This window comes from Bdellovibrio sp. ZFWA1, from assembly GCF_056175665.1.
This window is the reverse complement of the sequence record NZ_JBJKJH010000001.1, coordinates 1440789-1462567: the sequence shown is the minus strand read 5'-3', so window position 1 is coordinate 1462567 and position 21779 is coordinate 1440789. Positions and strand designations below refer to the sequence as shown.

At 43.8% G+C, this 21779-nt stretch carries 20 protein-coding genes; 8 read left to right on the top strand and 12 right to left on the bottom strand.

Annotation, left to right across the window (positions count from 1 at the left end; genetic code table 11):
- Window positions 1-6: 6 nt before the first annotated feature.
- Together AC04MN_RS07075 and AC04MN_RS07070 are read right to left on the bottom strand one after the other, a co-directional pair.
- The gene (locus tag AC04MN_RS07075) at window positions 7-882 is read right to left on the bottom strand and encodes a CheR family methyltransferase (RefSeq protein ID WP_475382483.1); all 876 of its coding nucleotides are present in this window, start codon (window positions 880-882) and stop codon (window positions 7-9) included.
- Window positions 879-3173: a chemotaxis protein CheA gene (locus AC04MN_RS07070; protein WP_475382482.1), complete on the bottom strand. Its 2295-nt coding sequence runs from the start codon at window positions 3171-3173 to the stop codon at window positions 879-881. The genes AC04MN_RS07075 and AC04MN_RS07070 overlap by 4 nt, the downstream gene beginning before the upstream one ends.
- 265 nt (window positions 3174-3438) lie before the next feature.
- Between AC04MN_RS07070 and AC04MN_RS07065 the strand changes: the two genes are divergently transcribed.
- The gene (locus tag AC04MN_RS07065) at window positions 3439-3927 is read left to right on the top strand and encodes a chemotaxis protein CheW (RefSeq protein WP_475382481.1); all 489 of its coding nucleotides are present in this window, start codon (window positions 3439-3441) and stop codon (window positions 3925-3927) included.
- Between the two features lie 29 nt (window positions 3928-3956).
- On the opposite strand, the gene AC04MN_RS07060 is transcribed toward AC04MN_RS07065, so the two are convergent.
- Window positions 3957-5984, bottom strand: coding sequence for a transketolase C-terminal domain-containing protein (locus tag AC04MN_RS07060; protein WP_475382480.1), 2028 nt, complete (start codon window positions 5982-5984; stop codon window positions 3957-3959).
- 36 nt (window positions 5985-6020) lie between these two features.
- Here AC04MN_RS07060 and add point away from each other — a divergent pair, with 36 nt between their 5' ends.
- The 4 genes from add to AC04MN_RS07040 all read left to right on the top strand — a co-directional run bounded on the left by add (window position 6021) and on the right by AC04MN_RS07040 (window position 9733).
- Window positions 6021-7034 (top strand): adenosine deaminase, encoded by a 1014-nt coding sequence (gene add / locus AC04MN_RS07055; RefSeq protein ID WP_475382479.1) that lies wholly within the window; start codon window positions 6021-6023, stop codon window positions 7032-7034.
- Window positions 7035-7042: 8 nt separating this feature from the next.
- Complete coding sequence (pip, locus tag AC04MN_RS07050; protein WP_475382478.1) at window positions 7043-8005, top strand: prolyl aminopeptidase; 963 nt, start codon at window positions 7043-7045, stop codon at window positions 8003-8005.
- Between the two features lie 122 nt (window positions 8006-8127).
- Window positions 8128-8958, top strand: a complete 831-nt coding sequence (locus AC04MN_RS07045) for a S1 family peptidase (protein ID WP_475382477.1) — start codon at window positions 8128-8130, stop codon at window positions 8956-8958.
- On the top strand, window positions 8888-9733 hold the full coding sequence (locus AC04MN_RS07040) for a trypsin-like serine protease (RefSeq protein ID WP_475382966.1): 846 nt from the start codon (window positions 8888-8890) through the stop codon (window positions 9731-9733). Before AC04MN_RS07045 ends, AC04MN_RS07040 begins: the two co-directional genes overlap by 71 nt.
- On the opposite strand, the gene AC04MN_RS07035 is transcribed toward AC04MN_RS07040, so the two are convergent.
- From AC04MN_RS07035 to AC04MN_RS07025, 3 genes are read right to left on the bottom strand one after another with little or no spacing between them, the layout of a single operon-like run.
- The gene (locus AC04MN_RS07035; RefSeq protein ID WP_475382476.1) at window positions 9710-10468 is read right to left on the bottom strand and encodes an alpha/beta fold hydrolase; all 759 of its coding nucleotides are present in this window, start codon (window positions 10466-10468) and stop codon (window positions 9710-9712) included. The two genes, AC04MN_RS07040 and AC04MN_RS07035, sit on opposite strands and share 24 nt — an antisense overlap.
- Window positions 10456-12030 (bottom strand): 2-succinyl-5-enolpyruvyl-6-hydroxy-3-cyclohexene-1-carboxylic-acid synthase, encoded by a 1575-nt coding sequence (gene menD, locus AC04MN_RS07030; protein WP_475382475.1) that lies wholly within the window; start codon window positions 12028-12030, stop codon window positions 10456-10458. The genes AC04MN_RS07035 and menD overlap by 13 nt, the downstream gene beginning before the upstream one ends.
- The gene (locus AC04MN_RS07025; protein WP_475382474.1) at window positions 12027-13133 is read right to left on the bottom strand and encodes a chorismate-binding protein; all 1107 of its coding nucleotides are present in this window, start codon (window positions 13131-13133) and stop codon (window positions 12027-12029) included. The genes menD and AC04MN_RS07025 overlap by 4 nt, the downstream gene beginning before the upstream one ends.
- A 104-nt stretch (window positions 13134-13237) precedes the next feature.
- On the opposite strand from AC04MN_RS07025, the gene aroF reads away from it, so the two are divergent.
- The 3 genes from aroF (at window position 13238) to rnk (ending at window position 15334) form a co-directional block, all read left to right on the top strand.
- On the top strand, window positions 13238-14044 hold the full coding sequence (aroF, locus tag AC04MN_RS07020; RefSeq protein ID WP_475382473.1) for a 3-deoxy-7-phosphoheptulonate synthase: 807 nt from the start codon (window positions 13238-13240) through the stop codon (window positions 14042-14044).
- On the top strand, window positions 14044-14754 hold the full coding sequence (gene ubiE / locus AC04MN_RS07015) for a bifunctional demethylmenaquinone methyltransferase/2-methoxy-6-polyprenyl-1,4-benzoquinol methylase UbiE (protein ID WP_475382472.1): 711 nt from the start codon (window positions 14044-14046) through the stop codon (window positions 14752-14754). The genes aroF and ubiE overlap by 1 nt, the downstream gene beginning before the upstream one ends.
- A 211-nt stretch (window positions 14755-14965) precedes the next feature.
- Complete coding sequence (gene rnk, locus AC04MN_RS07010) at window positions 14966-15334, top strand: nucleoside diphosphate kinase regulator (protein WP_475382471.1); 369 nt, start codon at window positions 14966-14968, stop codon at window positions 15332-15334.
- A 31-nt stretch (window positions 15335-15365) separates the two neighbouring features.
- Here rnk and AC04MN_RS07005 read toward each other — a convergent pair whose 3' ends face one another.
- From AC04MN_RS07005 to AC04MN_RS06980, 6 genes are read right to left on the bottom strand one after another with little or no spacing between them, the layout of a single operon-like run.
- Entirely contained in the window at window positions 15366-16274 is a 909-nt protein-coding gene (locus AC04MN_RS07005) for a 1,4-dihydroxy-2-naphthoyl-CoA synthase (protein ID WP_475382470.1), read from the bottom strand.
- A gap of 10 nt (window positions 16275-16284) precedes the next feature.
- Window positions 16285-17316 carry a chorismate synthase gene (aroC, locus tag AC04MN_RS07000; RefSeq protein WP_475382469.1) on the bottom strand — a complete coding sequence of 344 codons (1032 nt, stop codon included), beginning with the start codon at window positions 17314-17316 and terminating at the stop codon, window positions 16285-16287.
- On the bottom strand, window positions 17313-19097 hold the full coding sequence (locus AC04MN_RS06995; RefSeq protein ID WP_475382468.1) for a shikimate kinase: 1785 nt from the start codon (window positions 19095-19097) through the stop codon (window positions 17313-17315). The genes aroC and AC04MN_RS06995 overlap by 4 nt, the downstream gene beginning before the upstream one ends.
- A complete protein-coding gene (locus AC04MN_RS06990; RefSeq protein WP_475382467.1) occupies window positions 19094-20275 on the bottom strand; it encodes a 3-phosphoshikimate 1-carboxyvinyltransferase in 1182 nt (393 codons plus the stop codon). The genes AC04MN_RS06995 and AC04MN_RS06990 overlap by 4 nt, the downstream gene beginning before the upstream one ends.
- On the bottom strand, window positions 20272-21303 hold the full coding sequence (locus tag AC04MN_RS06985) for a 3-dehydroquinate synthase family protein (RefSeq protein ID WP_475382466.1): 1032 nt from the start codon (window positions 21301-21303) through the stop codon (window positions 20272-20274). The genes AC04MN_RS06990 and AC04MN_RS06985 overlap by 4 nt, the downstream gene beginning before the upstream one ends.
- Entirely contained in the window at window positions 21303-21725 is a 423-nt protein-coding gene (locus AC04MN_RS06980) for a sll1863 family stress response protein (protein WP_475382465.1), read from the bottom strand. The genes AC04MN_RS06985 and AC04MN_RS06980 overlap by 1 nt, the downstream gene beginning before the upstream one ends.
- Between the last annotated feature and the right edge of the window lie 54 nt (window positions 21726-21779).

Sequence of the window (21779 nt, the reverse complement as noted above, 5' to 3'; positions counted from 1 at the left end):
CTCTTCCTAAATTTTTTGATAAACAGCTCTTGAAAGAGGCTTCAGTTGAGTGCTTTTAACATTGCCTGACTCTGAATGACCTAAGATCAAATACCCTCCGGGCACCAAGCAAGAGGCTAAACTCTCGATCACTTTTTTTGTTGTCGGCTCGTCGAAGTAAATAAGGACGTTTCGACAAAAAATGATATGGAATTTGTTATTGAACTTATAATCACCATTCACAAGATTGAAGTTAGCAAAGCGAATCATCTTATGAATAGAATCTTGAGCTCGATAGTAATCGGTTCCTTCTTTTCGCGCTTTATCAAAATACTTTTGTCGCAATGACGGAGCAAGCCCCTGCATTTCACGGTCTTCATAAACGCCGATCGAGCCCTTCTTCAGAACCTGATTATCGATGTCCGTCGCTAAAATACGTACACGCTGAGCTTGCAGCTCCGTGACGGCTTCTCGGCTGGATATCGCGATGGTATATGGTTCTTGGCCGGTACTTGCAGCCGCACACCATACTCGAACTTCTGATTCTTTTTTAAAGAACTCTGGCAAGGCCTTTTCGTAGAATTCGAAATGATTGGCTTCGCGATAAAACGACGTCATATTCGTAGTCAATGCAGATATGAATTCGTTAATCATATCCGAACGTTTTGACTGCAAAGCCGCCCAGTACTGTTCGTAATCTTGAAAACCATGACGTCTTAAAACTTTGACGATTCTATTTTTAACCAATGCCTGATTTTTTGGAGAATACGGCAAATCAACACCCGCTAGATCATACATTAGCTTGGCAAAATTTTCGAAGACCGACTTTGTAAGTTCGACATCTTCGTACTCCATAATCCCCGGCAGTTTTGCCTCAGGTTTCAACTTGGGCGCTGCGCTCATGCTGCAACTCCTTTAGCGATACCCGCTACGATAGCTCCAGGATCAAGAATCAAAACTGTTCGTCCATCACCCAGAATCGCAGCCCCCGCAACTTCAGGGATTGTCGCCCCTGCAGAAATTGGTTTCACAACAACTTGGGCTTGACCTAAAACGTCGTCTACTGGCATCGCCATCTGTCCAGTCATAGACTCAAGAATCACCAACATTGTTTCTTCACGACGAGCCGCCAAAGTGTCTGAACGCTTTTGTTGAACTGACGGGTCAGCGGCTTCAGCTGCTGTCTTCAATTCACCCAGAACTCGTTCAATATTAATTACTGGCAGCAAGGCTCCTCGGACATTTGCAACCTTACCAGAGCCAGAAATTTCAGTGTAATCTTTCGGAGTCACTCGAACAATTTCACGAATAGAGTGGATAGGTAAAATATAGCGAGTTCCATCCATCGCGACGACGATACCGTCTGTAATGGCTGTACTTAGCGGAATTGTCATACGGAAAGTGGTGCCAACCCCAAGCTTAGACATGATGTTCATCTTACCATTGATTCGATCAAGATTTGATTTAACAACATCTAAACCAACTCCCCGGCCAGACAAATCACTGATCTTTTCGGCAGTTGAAAATCCAGGCATAAAGATGTACTGGAAGACCGTTTCATCAGGAATACTTGCCGGATCGACATTCGACGGAACTAGTCCTCTTTCGATGGCTTTTGCTAAAACTTTTTCGCGATTGATACCACCACCATCATCAACGATATCGATGATAACATTTCCACCTGATTGCTTTGCAGAAACTGTGACTTTTGCAGTCTCTGGCTTGCCGCGCTCTTTACGGGTCTCACGTTTTTCAACACCGTGATCCATCGCATTTCGCACTAAGTGAACCAATGGGTCATTAAGAAGTTCAAAAACCGTACGTTCAACTTCCGTTTCCTCACCCATTAATTGCAGATCAACAGGTTTATCTAGACTTAAAGAAACGTCGCGAACAATACGCTGAATTTTGATAAACAAAGATTTTAAAGGCGTCATGCGAATGCTCAACGTTTTCTCGTAAAGTTCGCGGACAGACTTATCTAACTGATCAACAATAGCCTCTAGGCGAAGATTTCCACTGTTGCGCACAGTTTCGTCGTGAACCAATTGGTTCTTAAGAACGACCAGCTCTCCAACTGCATCCAAAACAGAGTCTACACGACCCGTATCTACTTTGATTGTACTTGTTTCTTTTTTCGCGACAGTTGGGCCCTTCGCCGGAGACGATCCGCCTCCACCTGAAGAAGCCGGAACAACTTTTGGCTTCTCAGGAGCTGGTGTCGCTACAGCTGCGGGAGTCGGTTTTACAGACTCAACAACAGGGCTTACAACAGCGGCAGGCTGCGCACCTGATGCTTGAAAAACTGATTCATCAACTTTTGTCTCTTCCAACTCTGGAACCAATTTTAGTGCAGGCGCTGACAATAATTCTTCGACAGGGGCAGACCCCAAAGACAACATCGCATCGTCCTCAACTGAAATCGGTGCCGATACAGGGGCTTGGGTTTCGCCAGCCGGAGGTAGATTGTTTTGACGTCTAAATTCAGCCGCCTCCTCGGGAGGCAATTGAGATAGCAACTCTTCCATCAATTCAAGATTCATCACATCATCGCCTTCAGAAGGAGTTGTGACATTATGGTCACCCACTTTCACTGGCAACGGAGCTGAATCAATTTGCCCCAGGGCCATTGCCTCTGGAGAAGCTTTAATTACCGAAACAGCCTCATCGGCTACTTGAGCAGCCGCCGCATCGATATTAGAAAAGAAATCATCCGGAGCTGGCGGCGGTGGCAAACTAGCTGCAGCTACCGCCTCTACTTCGCGAATCGGCTCGTTATGATGCTTAGAGGGCTTGCCCGACAAACTCTCCGAAAAAGCCACCAATTGAGCCACCAAAGCAGAGGTATCCCAAGGACCATCTTCCCCTTTTTGTAGGGATGCGATGCGATTCTTTAGTTCATCGCCAGATTGAAGTAAAAGAGAAATAATATTTGAATTAACATGCTGGGGATTGCTACGCAGAAGATCTAATAGATCTTCAACAACGTGACCGAATTTTGATAGATCAGCTAATCCCACCGCCGCAGCTCCACCCTTAACGGAGTGAGCAACGCGAAAAATTTGCGTCAAATATGAATGCGGATCATCACCGTTCTCCAAACCGAGCATACTTTCTTCATATGACTCTAGCAGGAAAGCCGCTTCATTCAAAAACTCCGTCTGTAACTCGGCAAAAAATGCATTATCGCTCATCTTATCAAATCCTTTTTCAAGAAAATCTTGATCATTTATCAGAAACGTTATCGGCACTCCTTTGAATATATTAGCGGTCTCTAAGTCCAGACGTACATTAAACCATCTTAAAGTCCGAGGTCTCATTTTAAGACGAATACACAAGTTCTTATTCAACTTAGGTCCTGAAGATTAAAATCTTGAATAACTTGCCGTATTTTCCTTAAGTCCCTGGCTTTTTTTCTCGATGAGGTAAAGGTGCAGACATTTCAGAAAGGCATAGTTTATGAGCGATATGCATAAAGCAAAACCGGGACAGTACCTTACTTTTCAATTAATGAACGAACAATATGGCGTGGCCATCGAGACAGTTCGTGAGATCAACCAATACGGAGAAGTAACTCCAGTTCCACGCACACCTGAATATGTTAAGGGTGTGATGAATCTTCGCGGTAAAATTATTCCAGTTGTAAATCTTCGAATCAAATTTGGAATGGACGCACACGATATCACTCGTGACACTTGTATTATTGTTATTGATACCGAAATCGGCCAAGTGGGCATGATTGTCGATGCGGTCAAAGAAGTAATGGACTTCGCAGAAGCACAAATTGAACCCCCTCCAATGCTAGGAAATGAAAAGACGATGTCTTTCGTACGAGGCATGGGCAAGGTTGACAAAAATGTCGTGATTTTAGTTGATGTTGTATCAGCCTTTAGCGCCGAGCAGATGTCTGAAATTGGACATGTTTCCGATCACCAAGCAGCTGCCTAAGAAAAAAGCCACCCAGAGGGTGGCTTTTTTTATTTTAAAACTTCTAAGGCCGCTTTAACGACGGACTGGGAATCCAGTCCGTGTTTTTTATAAAGCTCTAATGCTGTGTATGCACTCTGACCGAAATCAGATTTAACTCCCAAAGTCTTACCAGTAAAATGAAAACCCTTTGTCATCAATTCATGCGCTAACATTTGACCAAAGCCACCTACGACTTGATGATCCTCGACAGTAACAAAAGCAGAATTTGTATTTTTAATGATGTTTGCAATAAAATCCGTATCTATTTGATTAACAGAATGAGTGTGAACACAAACAGACCCGACTCCCTTTTCTGCTAATATCTTTTGCGCTTCTAAAATCTGAGGAACCAGCGAGCCCGCGGTCAATAAAGTCACAGCTTTCGAAGCCTTCAATTCAGACCTATTATCCGAAAGAACAACTGAATGTCCCAATTTATAACTTAAATTTGGCGCAAAACTCTTTGGGAAATTCTCTCGTCCCAAAAAGAATATTGTTGATGCTGGAGTCTTTCCTTGTCTACGAGCCTCAGCAAAATCCTTGAAAGCTTGATATACCAGCGCCTCGGCTTCCTCTGAACAAGATAGACAAACCAAATTTACATGTGGAATAGAGGCTGTCATTGCGATGTAACTTAAAGCTTGGTGAGACGCTCCATCTGCCGCATCTTGAAATCCGGTATGCGAAAAAATGGCAATGACTGGCGCTTCTGACAAAGAGGCCATTATAAATGGCAAAGCCCCTTTTGTAACACCAAACTGCGCGAAGGTATCAACAACAGGAATAAAGCCAACCTTTGACATTCCGGCCGCAGCCGAAATCATGTTTGACTCTGCAACGCCAACATCCAAAGACGCTTCTGGAAACTCTTTACGGAAGTCGGCGACTCCCGTTGAGCCCGGCAAATCCGAGGTCACACTAACGATTGGCAGACCCTCTTTACGAGCTTTAATCATCGCTGCAGCGACGCCCTTTTGAATTTTTTCACCCGAATCTTTAAGACCTAAAGCTTTGATATCCGCCTCGGTTTTCAACAACTCCTGAATCCATTGATCAAATACTTCGGGATACTTTTCGCCAGCATAGATTTCGGATAGGAAAGCCGAAAGCTCGGTCGGGCTTTTTAGTGGAAAGCCATGACCTCCCGACGCAGACTCAGCCGTTTTCTTGGTGCCAATACCTTTGATTGTTTTAGCATGAATGGCAACAGGTTGATTTGGATTCTGTCGAGCCCACTCAATCGCCGTCGCAATGGCTTCAGTACATTTTTGCAAATCGTTACCTTCTGCCAATGAAATAACCTTCCATCCCAATGTCTCAAAAGCTTTAAATGTCGGCTCCATAGAGAAGGCGTCTTTATCAATACGACCCGAAAGTTTTGTATTGTTATCGGTGATAATCAAAACATACGGGGCAAGTTTTCCGGCTTTAGCCATACCTGGAATGGCAGTGAAAGCCTCTTTGGCTTCACCTTCCATAGCCGCACCATCAGAAACAACAGTGACTGTAACTCGCGAAGAACCAGCAAGTTTATCCCCCATCGCCAAACCTTGTGATTGTGGGACAGCAGATCCTAATGGACCATTTGAAATTTGAACGCCTTCTGGAAAGCAATGAACTTCGCCATGCCCGGTCAGTCCACTTTCAATAGATCGAAATTTTTTAAGACTGTTTAAACTTAAACCTGCAAATCCATATGTTGCCTTTAGAGCATAAAGACCGTTTTCACAGTGACCAGCGTCATTCACTAAATTGTAAAGTTCGTGCCAGTTTTGGTTTTTCTTGTGAGCCTCGGTATAAACCAAGGCATACAATGCCGAATTCAATTCAGCCAAAGCTGCAGGACCACCATAATGGCAGGCAGCGCCCCCTAGAACGGCATTCATATCCATCAACGAGATTAAGGCTCGAATGGCTCGAGGATCGGCGGCTTTAAAAACCCCTTTATTTTCGACTTTCACGTCGATCGGGAATTGAGGTTCAATTGATTGAGGATTGCCAGCTAATTTGGTTTTCATTTGAATTGGATTGTTCATAGGAATATTCTTAACGCCGCAACGAAGGAACATCAAATGCAAAAGCTATTTCCTCATGAACTTCGCAATATGTTTAAGGTCGAACTACACCGACACCTGGACTGCTCGGTGCGTTGGAGCACCCTTGTTGAACTAGCCCCCTCGCTGGGAATCGAACTTCCGTCGGATTCTAAGGCCCGCCGAGAAATGTTTTTGATCTCTGAGCCCATGAAAGATCTTGAAACGGTACTAAAAAAGTTCTTACGAGCCCAAAAAGTCCTCGCCTCTGAGGAAATTCTTACTCGAGTCGCCTTCGAGGCCTGCGAAGATGCCTATAATGACGGCATTCGCCTTCTAGAACTGCGCTACGCCCCCACCTTTATTTTGGACGGCCACAGCAATCTGACCGCCGAGAAAATCCATTTGGCTTTCCTCAAAGGTCTACAGATGGCTCGCTCAAAATTCGAGCTCAGTGTAGGGCTTATTTGTATTTTACAAAGAATAAAAAGCCCCGATATCGCATCAGAAATCACTTCTTTTGCAATTGAACACAAAGACAGCTTCATTGGAATAGATTTGGCCGACAATGAAGATGCCTGCGAGCCAAGAACTTTTGAAAAAGTTTTTAATCGGGCAAAATTGGCCGGCCTTCACATAACCGTCCACAGCGGCGAATCTCCGGGAACTGCAAAATGGGTTGAAGACTCGGTCGAAATTCTTGGAGCCGAGCGTATAGGACACGGTATTCAAATCATCAACGAACCGAGTGTCTTAAACTTCATCAAAGACAAAAAAATTCCTTTAGAGGTTTGCCCCATTTCAAATTGGCTTACTCAAGCTGCGGTGACACATATGTCTCACCCGATTCGCAAGCTTCAAGAACATGGAGTTTTGGTCACCATCAATTCAGATGATCCAGGTATCTTCGGGACCACCCTCAGCGACGACTACCAAGTTCTGGCTGATGTGCACTCTTTTACAGAATCAGACTTCAAAAAATGCAATCAGACGGCCTTCGATCACAGCTTTTTAAAAGATAAACAAAGATTCAAACATCTGTTTTACGCGTAAAGGATATCATGACCACAACTCAATCTTTTGATTTCTATCCCCCCATCGAGCCCAACAAAACAGGCATGCTCAAAGTCTCGGACATTCATACTCTTTACTGGGAAGAATGCGGCAATCCTGCCGGCGTCCCCGTCGTATTTGTTCACGGCGGCCCTGGAGGAGGAGTCTCTCCGGACCATCGACGTTTCTTTGATCCTAAGTTCTATCGCATCATCCTTTTCGATCAAAGAGGCGCTGGCCAATCGACTCCTTGCGCGGAGCTTCGTGAAAACACCACTTGGGATTTAGTCGCTGATATCGAGACACTTCGAAAAATGTTAAACATTGAAAAATGGATCGTTTTCGGAGGCAGCTGGGGCTCGACACTCGCTTTGACTTACGCAATCAAGCATAGCGAAAAAGTGAAGGCTTTAATTCTTCGGGGCATTTTCTTATGCCGACCATCAGAAATCAAATGGTACTATCAAGAAGGAGCCTCCAATATATTTCCTGACATTTGGGAAGAATATCTTAAGCCAATTCCCGCAAATGAGCGAGCAGACCTGGTCGCTGCTTACTATACTCGCCTAACACATTCAGACTACAATACACGGCTCGAGGCCGCCAAAGCCTGGAGTAAGTGGGAAGCCGCGACTTCAAGACTCTATTTAGACCCTAAAGCCGTAGATGAATTTGACGATCCTGATTATGCCCTTTCGTTTGCAAGAATCGAATGCCATTACTTCATAAACAATGCTTTTTATGACTCCGACAATTGGATTCTTGAAAACATCGAAAAAATTCGTCATCTACCATGCTGGATAATTCAAGGACGCTACGATGTCGTCTGCCCCGCCCGCTCGGCCTGGGATCTCCACAAGGCTTGGCCCGAGGCAAAATTTACAATAGTGGCCGATGCTGGACATGCCGCCAACGAGCCCGGAACTCGATCTGCATTGATCAATGCCACCGAGGCCTGTAAAGCGATTTGACACTCATAACTCTTTTACTTTCTAGATGACGAAAATTGTCTTCTAGTTGTTTTATCCCCCAAAAATTGATTTAACTCTGCCAACCAAAGCCAATACTTTGGTTGGAATTTGAAGGGATATCCGTGGGGTTAAAGTCAAAACTATCCATTTTAGGAATTGTCGGACTCAGCTTACTTCTTCAAGCCTGTCAGGGTTCTAATAAATGGCAAAATCTTGATTTAAAAATCAATAGTCAATCCCAAGATGCCATCATCAACGGCAGTATCGTAGGTGCTCAAGATCCTATCGCAAAATCCGTTGTAGGTGTCTTTGACTTATCATCGGGCGAATTATGCTCTGGAACTCTTATTGCCGAAGATATCATCTTAACGGCTGCTCATTGCATCGGAGTAGATCATTCCAAAATGATGATTATCTTTGATCGCGAGTTAAACTTAAATTCAGAAATGAAACCGGCCTCGAAAATCGAGATTTCAAAATACTGGGAAACCAATCAACACAACGAGAAAGACGTTGGTGATCTAGCTCTTATTCAGTTTTCCGGTGGCACCCCAAAAGGTTACATTGCGGCTAAATTAATTTTCACTGCAAAAACCTCGAAGCAAAAACCAAGCGTAGTTGCTGGCTTTGGCGTAAGCAATGGTCAAGATCTTAGCGGAGCAGGAACACTTCGCAAGACCTCAATCTTCATCGAAGATTTAGAGTTTTCTCAGACTGAAGTTTTGATTTCTCAGAAACATGGTTCAGGAGCTTGCCACGGGGACTCTGGTGGCCCCATCTTTACAGAATTTAATGGAACTAACTTTGTATGGGGCGTGGTATCTCGCGGGGTAAAAGACCCCCTGAATGACTGCTCACAGTTTGCGGCCGCAACCAGTCTTTTTGCGTACAAATCTTGGATCTATCAAAAAATTCAACTTCTTCAAAGATCATTGGTTGATCGCAATTTGTAAAATGAAACGGCAAGCATCATCCCTTGTTTTACTCTCGCTCTTGATTGGTTCTTGTGCCCCCACGCAAGACCCTTCTAGATTTAAAGAGCCCTCATCCGCTGCTGATTTATTTGAAAGTGCGATTCTAAGCCCAGATTCAGAAGCATTAAAAGCAGGGCCTCAGAATTCTTTGGCGCTGCTGTTTAATAAGAACTCGAACGATATATGCACGGCCGTATTTGTTCAGCCTCGCATTCTTATGACGGCAGCTCACTGCCTCAAAGACCCTAAAGAGCACTACACAGCTGCTTTGGGACTTGAACCCCAAAAAGGGAATTACTTTGCTCGAAAAATTCAAAAATGGAAAAAGCACTCCCAATTGGATCTGGCCGTGCTTTTATTGGACAAAGAATTCCCCAAAAACTGGAAAGCATTGCCTTTACTTGCTCGCCTCCCCAGACCCTCTGAAAGAGTTCTTATCTTAGGCTACGGCCTTACAAATAAAAACGTACGTGGAAAACTAGAAGGTTCATATTTAACAGTCAAAGACATCACCCAAACCAATGAAATTCTCTTTGATCAAACCGAGAAAAATGGAATCTGCTTCGGGGACTCAGGCGGTCCTTTGTTGATAAGTGGGCCGAAAGGTTGGCTGATTGCCGGAATCGCTGCTTCCGTGCGGCACCCAATACTCAGTCCTGATGAAAATAAATGTTATTACGAATCTTTCTTCACTGCGACCCTACCCGCTGCTGGCTGGGTATACGCAGCTTCAAGTGAACTTTTGAATCCATGATTGAATTTCGGCAGCGATAAATGCTGGCTGGTCAAATAATACCCGATGAGAGGCCCCATCGACATTAACATAGGATAATTTATATCCAGACTCCCTAAGCGCTTCTGCTTGGCCTAGAAACTTCTGATCTAAAGCTCCAGTCATCCAGACAATCTTCGCAGCCAGCTCTTGCAAGACACTACGCATGTTTTCCTGTGAGGCCAATGACCAAGTTGTTAAGGCTAATTCTAATAAGTGGCGCTCGTAATCTTTCTCGAGCCGTACAGGCTCGGCTTGGCTTTCATTAAAAACAGGTTGAGCATTCCACGAACGAATCAAAGACTCCCAAGGAGCACTTTTAAATAAATTTGCCCACTCGGTATCCTTGATCCATCGTTGTTCGCGATCTTTAAAACCGACAATCTCTCCGGCACTGCTATCATCAAATCCAGGATTGGTAGAAATTAAAATAGATTGATCCCATAGCTCTGAGTGCTCTCGAAGTGCATGCAATGCCAAACGCCCCCCAAGAGAATAGCCCACCAACAAGCGGCGACCAGAAATTGAGCCAGCGTACTGATTGAAATTTTTGGCCCACTCATTAAAAGAATTAACCGAACTAAGCAATGGATTCGACATGTAATCAACAGCATGGAAACTGACATTGTCGATTTTAGAAATGTACTTTCGGACTTCACCCCAATCTGCGGGACGCCCCAAAAATCCATGCAATAAAAATACGTTTAGTCTTTCCAAATCTCCCCCAAGTCTTTCCAGAATAACTCAGTCTGGTCAGAATCGGGTACTAATTCAATTACTTGTTTATTGGAAACTTCAAATTTATCTGGAATTTGACGCCACTCTTGGTAGTCCCATGACCACATTTTCGCCCAATCTGTAAAAGAAATATCATGGCGATTTAAATAGATTTCTTTTTGAAACATTCTGTTGAAAATTTGTCCACCTTTGTTGTTGATGACAACAATTCTCAGTTTACAAGATTCCTCCATCTGTCTCTCGATCCATAAAGCCGACAAATCATACATGGCAGTCAGGTCTCCGATGATAGCCCAATTTTCAGAATGAGAATGCGACCACCCCAAAAACGAAGAAATTTGTCCATCGATACCATTCGCCCCACGATTTCCAACCACTCTTAATGGCTTAGCCTCGAAATCTGCGCAAAGGTCCCATTGCCGAATAGGCAAACTATTTCCCAAGTATACACTTTGTCCTTTTAGCTTCTTAGACAACTGATGAACCAGAGAGGGCTCTGCCTGTGGATACTTCTGATAAAGATCATGAATCGCTTTTGACTTAACTTTATCAAACTGAATTTTCTGCCAATCGATTTTATGCTGGCACTGAATTTCAACTTGCGACAAAGCATCCATACAAACAAAGTGAGTGGATTCTCTGGAAAGTCCCGTATAGTGATTATAAGACACCGTCAAAACAGGAAGATCTTTGTGCTTCTCTTCGAGGTCTCTCCAAATTCGCGCCGTAGGTATACCACCCAATCGCAAAATAGAATCACAAATACCTCTCTCGATAAGTGCCGACACCGACTTTTCTCCGGACAATAAAATATTATCCGACAATTCCGGATGCCCTCGAAGGCCCGAGATCCCTTCGGCATAGACTGGAAACTTATATCTTTTCAAAAATTCGACAACCGTCTTCTGTGCTCGATCTGGGATGTACCCCAGCAAAACAACAGGCCGGTGAGTTGAAATAAACGACTCAATATCATCCAAAGCATTCATTGGAACTTGCTCTGGCATCTTCTTCCATTGAGTTTTTTCTGGGATATGAATCTGACCAATTGGACCATCAATCAATGGTTCCTCAAAGCACACGTTAACTTGTATCGGCTTTTTCCAAGAAAGATTGTTAAACGAGACGTGATTATTTTCTTTATCAAGATCGATCGAAACTTCGTTGTAATAAGAAAATATTCCGACCTGATCTATCGTTTGTGGAGCCCCTGTGCCTCGGAAGCGTTTCGGGCGATCAGCCGTAATCATAATCAACGGCAAAGAGGAGTAAGTCCCTTCAACAGCAGCCGGTAACAACTCGGCAACCGCTGTTCCCGAAGTAGTGATCACCGCCACTGGAGTTCTAGTCACAGCGATTCGGCCTAAGGCAAAAAAACCCGCAGAACGCTCTTCGAAAAAATTCCAAAGTTTTATGTGACGATTGGCATCCATGACCTGAACGAATGGGCTGTTACGAGCTCCAGCGCATAAAATAAATTCTTTTACTCCAATATCCACCAATTGCTGAATAATACTTTGAGCTAGCTCGATATTTGTCATTTCATAAATCCCAATAATTTTTTAACGCTCGATCTTTTTTGGACAAGTTCTTTCCATTCCCTGTCCAACTGGCTGCCCATAACGACCCCACAGCCGGAACCAATCCGTATGCCCCATTCATCCCATTGAATCTGACGAATTGCAACGATTGCGACAGCCTCATCCAACCGCCCCACGACAAAAGGAGCACCAAAACAACCTCTTTCTTTTTGCTCTGGCATTTGCAACATCCAGTTCGCCCCCACCGATCGAGGCGCCACGCCCAAAGCTGGCGTTGGATGCAAGGCCTGCACAAAACGATCGACAGCATATTGCTTATTAAGTAAGACCTTGATCGGAGTATAAAGATGATACAAGTGAGGCAGCTCTAAAACTGTCGTCTCTTGCACTTCCACCTTGCCAAAATTATTTAAAACTTGCGCAATATCCTCTATCACCAGTTGATGCTCATGGCGTTCTTTATTGTCGTGCAAAAGCAACTCGGCTCCCGCCCCATTCGCAGGTAAATTTGCTTTGGGTAAAGTCCCAGCGAGTGCCATCGTTTCTAATTCATTTTGCTTCATTCTGAACAAAATTTCCGGGCTCACTCCAAGCGAACCCGCCGATTGGTTCCACTCGCCATAGACATGCAAATTTTCCGGAGCCTGTGTGGCGCATATCAGCGCCTGTGCCTTCAAGGCAGAATTAAAAACTTGTTTAGATTTTTCAAAGACAATAGGCACAGCCTTCGTAATTGTTCCCTTTTCGATCGCCGTTTGTATCGTTTGAAAACTCTGTTGAAAACTTTCAAACGAAGCCTCTTCCCAAGGAACCTCTGTGAGTTCGCAAAACACTCCGAGGCTGCGTTGCTTTTCTACAAAAGATGTCAAAATCGAGGTAAACTCAGACTGAGAAAGTTCGATGTGCTTACTATAAACACGAGCTGCCTCGGGCTTGCATTCAAAAAAATTGGCATAAGTAATTGAAATTTCTTCATTATTTAAATCAACTGAACTTTTAAAACCACCCCAAAACAGATGGATACGCTGATTATTTCGCCATAAAGCGCCCTCTGCCAAAAAGTTTGTAATGTCATCTGGCGTTATGCTATTCTGCCGCTTCACAAAAGACCCCGGTTTTCGAGTGTAAAAGTTAAGAGTTCTTCCTCAATGATGTTAGACTAGTACTTGGGCAATTTGTAGATATACGTATTATGGAAACGCAAAGCATGCAAACAAAGCAATCAACCCAAACTGTCAATATATGCGGCTACGAAGTTGGCGGGCCAGCATTTACCGTCATTGCAGGTCCATGCTCCATCGAAAGCAAAGAGCAATTTCTTGAAACCGCAAGCCACGTTAAAAGTCAGGGCGCCTGTCTTTTACGCGGAGGAATTTGGAAAGCTCGAACCTCTGCCAAAGCCTTTCAAGGCCTCGGCTCCTCATCTTTTGAATTCATCAAAGATGTTCTTAAAGAAACTCAAATGGGATTGGTGTCTGAAGTTGTGGACGCAAGACAGATCGAAGAAGTTTATGACTTCGTGGACTGTTTTCAGGTTGGTTCCCGCAACATGCACAACTACGAATTACTTAAAGAGCTAGGCAAACAAAAAAAGCCCGTTATGCTAAAGCGCGGTTTTGCCGCCCTCATTGAAGAGTGGATCAAAGCCTCTGAATATGTAACCAATGGTGGAAATCCGAACGTTATTCTTTGCGAGCGAGGCATTAGAACTTTTGAAACGGCAACACGCAACACCTTAGATCTGAACGCTGTGGTCTACGCCAAACAGCATTCAAATCTTCCCGTGATTGTAGATCCGTCTCACGCAGTAGGTATTCGCGCCTTAGTTCCTCAGCTAGCTTGGGCTGCGGCAGCTGCAGGCGCCGACGGAGTTATTGTCGAAGTCCATCCCCGACCTGCAGAAGCCTTATCGGATGGAATGCAAGCATTAACTTTTGACGATTTCTCTTCAATGATGTCACGCCTTGAAAAAATCTTAACTGCCGTGGATCGTCCACTTCAAAAGGTCAAGTAATGATGAAGCACTCTCCAAATCCAGAAACTATTCGATCGATGTTTTCTAAAGTCGCTGCTAACTATGACAAGGCCAACTCGGTCTTATCAGTAGGCATCCATCACTTATGGAGAAAAAAACTTGTAAAGTGGTCCGGCGCTAAATCAGGCCACAATGTTTTAGATTGCGCTACTGGGACCGGAGACCTTGCAATTGAATTCAAACAAGTCGTCGGCACTTCAGGAAAAGTTGTAGGCACAGATTTTTGTGCTGAAATGTTGATTCCAGCCCCAGGAAAAGCTCAGTCTAAAGGACTTGAAATCGAATTTGCTCAGGCGGATGTAACCCAGTTGAATTTTCAAGACGCGAGCTTTGATATCTCCAGCATCTCTTTTGGGATTCGCAATGTTGGCGATCCGGTAAAAGGCCTCTCCGAACTTGCACGGGTTGTCAAACCCGGTGGATACGTTATGGTCCTCGAGTTTGGTCAAGTTGATCTTCCTGTATTTGGCTCACTTTATAATTTCTATTCAAACAAAGTGCTTCCAACTATTGGCGGATGGGTAACTGGGCAAAAAGAGGCCTATGAATACCTCCAAAAATCCTCTGCAGCCTTCCCCTGCAAAGAGGAATTTGTCGCTATGATGAAGCAGACGGGTCGTTTTGAAACAGTCGAGTATAAATCTTTAACTGGTGGCATTGCTTATATCTATAAGGGTAAGGTAAGATAGAGACATGCGATTTTCAAATGTTAGATCTTTTTTAACTATGATCTCTTTCTGCGGCAGACAACAGCCGGAGAATAAATTCATTTTCTCGTAGACCTTAGAGCACGTCATTTAATCTAAGGTCTTCCCCAGTCACATCCTCTATGTGACTTTTTTATTTCAACAAATACTTATCTATTGGTTTTAAATAAACCAATTAAAAAGGAAACTCTTTATGAGCACTCCATCTATTATTTTATCAAAATCAGATTATGAACGTATTTCCCTACTTATCTTTCGCAATAATCATCCCCAAGCAGAACTGCTTGCCGAAGAACTGGACCGAGCGGTGGTAACAGCAGATTCTGAAGTGCCATCAGACGTGGTACAAATGAATTCAAAAGTTCAATATCAGGACGCATCTTCCGGCCAGATCATTCAATGCCAGCTGGTATTTCCAGAAGATGCTGACCTTGCTAGCAATAAAATTTCTGTTCTGGCGCCGATCGGAGCTGCTCTGATTGGCCTTTCGGTCAATCAAGAAATAAATTGGCCGCTACCCAATGGAAACAATAAAAAAATTCGCATCCTAAAAGTAGAATAAAAAAAAGCCGCCCCATGGGCGGCTCTCATTTTTAATAATGCCAAGGAAACTTTGTGAAATCTTTAGGACGCTTTTCTAAGAACGAGTTACGTCCTTCAGTCGCTTCTTCAGTTCCATAAGCCAATCTAGTTGCTTCACCTGCAAATAACTGCTGACCAACCAAACCATCATCAAGCAAATTAAATCCAAACTTAAGCATACGCATTGCTGTTGGCGACTTAGAGTTCATCTCTTTCGCCCACTCAAGCGCCACACGCTCTAGATCTTGATGTGGTATAACCGCATTGCACATACCCATCTCGAAGGCCTCTTGCGCGGAATAATTTCGACCTAAGAAAAAGATTTCCCGAGCTCGCTTTTGCCCCACCATACGCGCTAAATAAGCCGAACCATAACCGCTATCAAAACTTGCAACATCCGGATCAGTTTGTTTAAAGATGGCATGTTCTTTCGAAGCTAAAGTCAAATCACAGACCACATGCAAAGAATGACCACCACCAACAGCCCATCCAGGTACAACTGCCACGACTATCTTAGGCATAAAGCGAATCAAGCGCTGAACTTCTAAAATATGAAGACGTCCCAACCGGGCCCTAGCAAACTTATCATTTTCTGTTGAACCGTCAGCGTACTGATAGCCGTCTTTTCCACGAATACGCTGATCTCCGCCAGCACAAAATGCCCAGCCACCATCCTTTGGCGATGGCCCATTTCCAGTTATCAAAACAACACCCACATCTGGAGTGACTCGCGCATGCTCTAATGCTGTATACAATTCATCAACAGTTTGTGGTCGAAATGAATTTCGACAATCAGGCCTGTTGAACGCAATTCGCACAGTTCCCTGATCCTTGGCTCGGTGATAGGTGATATCCTCGAAATCAAAACCTGGAACTTCATCCCACCATTCAGGCGTAAAAATATCAGAAACTTTTTTCATTTTAATTCTCCTAAACCTGATCCGTTCGCTTCCAAAGAACATGATCTGCTAAAACTAAATTCACCATTGCTTCTAACACAGGAACAGCCCGGGTCACAATAAAGGGGTCATGACGTCCCTGCTTTGCCACGTCTAATAATGAACTTGTGGGCTTAAATGAGACTCGTAGCAATAGATCTTCTCCCGTCGAAATCCCACCGCGGATTCCTCCGTAGACCTGCTGTGATCCTTTATGAAACTGTACTCCTGGAATCTGAGCACTAGCAAAGCCTTCTCCAAATTCAACGCCGTTAACAGCCCCCACGCTCATAAGAGCCATTGCTAAATCAGACTTTAACTTATTAAATACGGGCTGACCCAATCCAGCGGGTAGACCCTGAACCCAAACTTCTGCACATCCTCCCAACGAATCACCGCTAGCCTGAGTCTGTTTCAAAAGCTCACGCACTTCCAAGTGTCTCTTAGATGGGAAACGTGCTTCAAATTGATCCACATCAACCCGCCCCAACCCGGCCCGGTCTTCATCACTCAAAGTGATTGAACCAACCTGACTTGTATAACCACAAACTTTCATTTTCGGAAACAGCTGCTTCAACAGCATCGCAGCAACAGCTCCCCCCATCACTCGGCTTAAAGTTTCACGTCCTGACGAACGGCCTCCGCCCCGATGATCAGAATGACCAAATTTCTGCTTCCAAACATCGTCAGCGTGTCCCGCCCGTGGTGAACTTTTAATCGCTTCATAATCGTTCGACCGCTGATCACTATTTCTAACCAACATCGCTATCGGAGTGCCCAATGTCACCCCCTCAAAGACTCCGCTTAAGACTTCTACCTGATCTGACTCAGACCTGGCAGAAACTACTTGTTGACCAGATTCTGAGCGTACACCGGGCCTGCGGCGATCCATCTGTTTTTGTAAATACGCAAAATCAAATGGCAGGCCTGCAGGACATCCGTCGATCACCGCCCCCAAGCCAACACCATGACTTTCGCCAAATGTAATCAACTGAAATCTATTTCCAAAAATATTCGCACTCATATCTCTTCCTCACACTGGTCCCAGAAAATTCTTTGTGCCTGAGCCTGGGATCTGAACATAGTTTCGCCTGATTCATATTTAGCGCGCACCAATTGCGCATACTCACGCCCTAAAGAGTCTTCTTTATAATTTAAATCATAAACGATGGATGGATGCCAATCACTGGGCGGCATTTTGGTTTCCGATAGACGTGGAGCCGCCCAGATCACTATTTTGGGGGACTCAATCTCTGCAAACGAATCCCGAGCCCGCCCCGTCCGTGACGAATAGTGAACTGCCTTGGGAGCGACTGCTTCAACACTGTCCAAAGTGCCACCACCGCCCCATACAACTACGCTTGTGGCAATATCACCCAAAGCTTCGATACCTTCCAAGTGAGTTCTTAAGCCAGTAGCATCTGTGCTCGTGGCCCGAATTATTCTTTCTTTTATAAACAAGGTATTAACGGCTTTTAAATTTGCATGTGCCCAAACCGCCATTGAATTTTTTAACGGAGAGGTCACTGCGGCATGAGTCATTCCGAGTTCGACCAAGACATCTTGCGCCTCGACCAACTCTGAATCCTTCACGCGAATTGCAAAAACCGGCATGGATTTTTTAAAAAAGTAATCAGAATGTTCGATCGGAGTCCAACTATGATGGACGGGATCTCCAAGCACAGCCGCGAAAGACTCAAAAGCATCAGGAAGCATCATAAATTCGAATAATGAAGGTTGATCCTTTGCAGAGCCATCCATTTCTTTTACAAAATTCAATAACATCTTTCGGTACTGATAAAGGCGGTACCACTTCCAACGTCCGTCTAACGATCTTGGTAAAAAGCTTCTGTGAATGGGATCTTGTCTCTGCCAAAGGTGCGCAAACTTAAGACTTGGCCAATCATTTACCATTGGGGACCACTTGAAATAGGTCGCTTTGTCGGCATACTGCTCAAATATCATTGGATTGTTAACTTCGTGCAAAGAAAGAATTCTAGATGATAATTTCTTTCCCAAAAAATCCTCTGACGGGGCTCCCATTTCTAGAGCCCAATCATAAAAATCTGCCTCAAAGTAGCTATCTAAAATCTGCGTCGAATTTTTTCGATAAGAATAAATAAACTTTTCATCGGACAAACTTGCAAGAGCTAAACTCATCTCATCTTTGGTTAGCAAATCATCGCGAAGTTCGAAGGCCTTGTATCGCCCCTTCAATTTCTTTACAACTTTATCCCACTTACTTCCAATAAACATATCCGGAAGTAGGGTTAACACAGCCTCGGATCGTTCAAATGAATCAGCGAAGAGCTCTTTCTCTACCGAAAAAGCCCTTTTTTTATAGCTCAAATCACCTTCTGGCATTAGATAGGTCCACGTCGCTTTTTTACGATATCTTACTTCACGATCGGCGTACCGCTTTAAATACTCCTCTAAAGGCTTCACAGAATCATCTAAGCGAGGTCTGTCTAGAAAAATTCGCCCATCACTATCCGTCTCCCGACGCACCCACAACACTTGAACATCGGATGGTATCTTATCGACATCAAAACCGGCTCCTAAAATAATCCATAAGTTTTGATCTAATGATTGCAGGGCCTCGGCAAAAACCTGTTGCTCTAGTTCTCGGAAATACTTTTCGCCGTGATCAATAAAAATTTCAAATATTTTCTTCCCAGCTCTGCGTTCAACAGCCTCGTCTAAATCGATATAGTCAAATCCTGATATTCCACTGAAATATGATTTCAAACGATTAGCCAAGGTAGTTTTTCCGACACCGCGATGGCCAATAACACAAGTCTTCATAAATAATCCTTAGCTATATGCAAAAATGCCGGAAAGCTTTTATTCACACAATTTGTATTTTTAATTCGAACTCCAGCACCTCGCGTGTTCAACAATGCCGCCGCCATCACCATTCGATGATCTGCCGCTGGATCAAATTCTTTATTTAAGGGCGCCAAGAACGTCTGTCCGCTACCGACTATGTCCATCCCATCTTGACGGATCTGAAAAGTAATTCCAGATATATTAAATAAGCTGGCTACCAGATCTATTCTATTTGATTCTTTCGCCGCTAAATGTGGAGCCCCAAACAACCGAGACTTTCCTTTAGCAAAACTACAAAGAACCGCCAGGACTGGAAACAAATCCGGACTATTTTTTAAATCAAAATCAACAGCGTTTAATGAATCTGTCTTATCTATGTGAAGTTCCGAACCTTGAAGACTATGTTTAATGCCCATTGCAGACAAAAGCTTCATAAAAACAAAATCAGGCTGAATACTCTTGGAAGGAAAATTTTTAATAATGGCTCTTCCTGCAAGTGCCGCCATAGCCGCAACTGCAAAAATAGAACTCACATCGGGCTCTATGCTATAACTCTGCCGAAGGATCTTTTGACCAGCAGGAATCAGATAGTGGCGACTTGAAATTCTGCGCACGTTCATACCCAAATCTTGAACAAGCTTAAGAGTCATTTCAAAGTAGTCTTCTGATACAACCGATCCTGTCAGTTTAAATTCCAGATCAAATTCTAAATCCCATGACGATAAAACCAAAGCTGACGCAAACTGAGAGGAAACCGCCATATCTATTTGGACTGGTGCATTTGGTTGCCAACCTTGGCCTTGCAGCGATAGTCCATCGGATTCTAGCGAGGCCTCAATACCCAACTGATTCAGAATCCCCACCAGTTGAGTTTGTGGACGCTTTAATAGCTTTTGATCGGCTTTGATTAAAAATTTTCCAGAACACCTCGAGGCTCTTAAGGCCAGAAAACGAAATGTGGTACCACCTTCACCGCACCAAATAGGGGTGCCATTTTTAAGCGAACTCAAGGCATCGCGCATATGCACAACATCATCACATCCCGAATCCCCCTGAAGCACCAATTTAGGAAAAAATGAGCCGCAAATCAAAGCGCGATTCATTAAAGACTTCGAAGCTTCAATCGAACCTTCGAAATAAAATGGCGAACTCATGAGTGAGCCTGCCTACTTAGCTCTTTCAAAATCTGCCCAACCGTTACTCGCTCGATCAAAGGAGAACCAACGTTGGACAGATAAATAAAGCGCACTTCTTTAGAACTCACCTTTTTCTTGTCTTGATGAAGAGCTTTTTCGTAACGAGGAAAGAATTTTTGATTTAACAAACCTTCCGCAACTGGGTCCAGCAGCCACTCCATCGTAGGAGTAGAAAAAATATCGGAATAGACTTTTGAATCTAAATATTTTTTATGTAGACTCCAGTTTAAAGAAAATCTCAACCCTAAGTTTACTGCGATACCATGGGGCAACCCATGAACGCTCTCGAAGATATGCCCAACAGTATGGCCTAGGTTTAAAATATGACGAAACCCCGATTGCTCTTCCGGATCTTCTGCGACGACCCGGTATTTGGCTTCAATGGCTTGACCCAACACCGACCATATACCTTCGGCACTTGGTGCGCCAAGTTGACTTACTGCCGACCAAAGGTCTCCACCTTGTAATAACCCGATTTTAATTAGCTCGGAATAGGACTCATGTGCGCGCTGCAAAGGCTGGTTAAACAGAACTTCCTTCACCATAAAAATCTGATGAGCAGGATAAAACGTACCGATTTGATTTTTATATCCGCCGACATTTAAAGCCGTTTTGCCCCCGTGGGCCGAATCCAAAGCAGCTAGCCATGTGCTAGGAATGTGTACCAAGCGGACTCCGCGTTTTAAAATAGAAGCAACAAATCCACCAAAATCGCCAACACTGCCGCCACCTAAAACCACAATCGTTAAATTTCTTGAAGAAAGGCCTGACGTCAAATCTACAATTTTTTGAATATGAGCTGGAAAGGCCTTAACGCTTTTTAAAGACTCTCCACCTTTGACTGCATAAGATGATGGAAAAGAGTCGACCCACTTTTTAAATTTAGTTCGTAAAAAATAGCTGTCGTATATCAGTAGGGTATCTTTTCCGAAAGTCTTAGCAGATGGAAGCTTAGAGTCAAATGAAAGCTGTAATTGGTCTTCCATTATTTAGAATCCTTCTTGAACTCAGATTTAGCCTTGTTATAACCTTCGCTTAAATTATCCATTGCTTTGCCAAATCCAATTTTCATTTGAGTCCAAGCATTGCCTGAAGATTTTTTCAATTTAGCAAAGTCCTTCTTAAGACTTGCTTGCTCTTTTTCCATAGATGAAATTTGCGCGTTGATCTTTTGTTTAGCTTCGCCAGTTAGATCCTTAGCTTGATCTTTCAATTCAGTTATTTTTTTTGACATCGCCGACAAAGATTCTTCCATAGATTTTTCAGCTTCGGCTTTTTGATCGGCGGTGTAAGACGCGGCAGCTTCGACTGCGGCTTTCGTTTTTTCTTGAACCTCTTCACCCGAAGTGGCTTGTACTGAAAATGGAAATGAGACAATCGCAATAAAAATAAAACCAAAAGACTTCATAAGCACTCCTTGAGAATTGCCTATAAAGGCTCTCATAGGAACGAGCCAATTTCA